Origin of the sequence: Bacillus sp. XT-4 (assembly GCF_050864245.1) — a bacterium.
Lineage (GTDB): Bacteria > Bacillota > Bacilli > Bacillales > Bacillaceae > Bacillus > Bacillus altitudinis.
Window position 1 is genome coordinate 1 of record NZ_JBPAFI010000026.1, and the last position, 569, is coordinate 569.

The following is a 569-nucleotide window of genomic DNA, read 5'->3' on the forward strand; positions in this document are numbered from 1 at the left end:
TCGTCGCTGCTCTATTTGCAAACGATGGTGCAGCACTTATTTTGACACCCATTGTTTTAGCCATGGTCAGAGCATTACACTTCAATGAAAAAATAGTATTCCCTTTTATTATCGCGAGTGGGTTTATTGCAGATACAACATCGCTTCCACTTGTCGTAAGTAATTTGGTGAACATTGTAACAGCCGACTATTTCAACATTACATTTATTGAATATGCATCCAGAATGGTTGTTCCAAACCTTTTTTCGTTGCTTGCGAGTATCACTGTACTGTACCTTTTCTTTAGAAAGAGTATACCTAAACACTATGATATGAATGAGTTAAAACAACCTAGTGAAGCAATAAAAGATCCAAAGATGTTTAGATTATCTTGGTATATATTAGCTTTTTTGTTGATTGGTTATTTTGCAAGCGAATTTTTATCTATACCTGTATCGGTCATAGCTGGAGTGATTGCTATTTTATTCTTGGTCATTGCACAAAAAAGCCCTTCTGTTCAAACAAAAAGCGTTCTAAAAGAAGCTCCCTGGGCGATCGTTTTCTTTTCCATAGGTATGTACGTTGTTGTC

1 protein-coding gene is annotated in these 569 nt (G+C 36.0%); it reads left to right on the top strand.

Features of this window, described 5'->3' with window-relative positions:
* Positions 1–569 (top strand): ArsB/NhaD family transporter (locus ACRRMM_RS19150; RefSeq protein ID WP_432450939.1); only part of this gene is annotated, 569 nt, incomplete at both ends.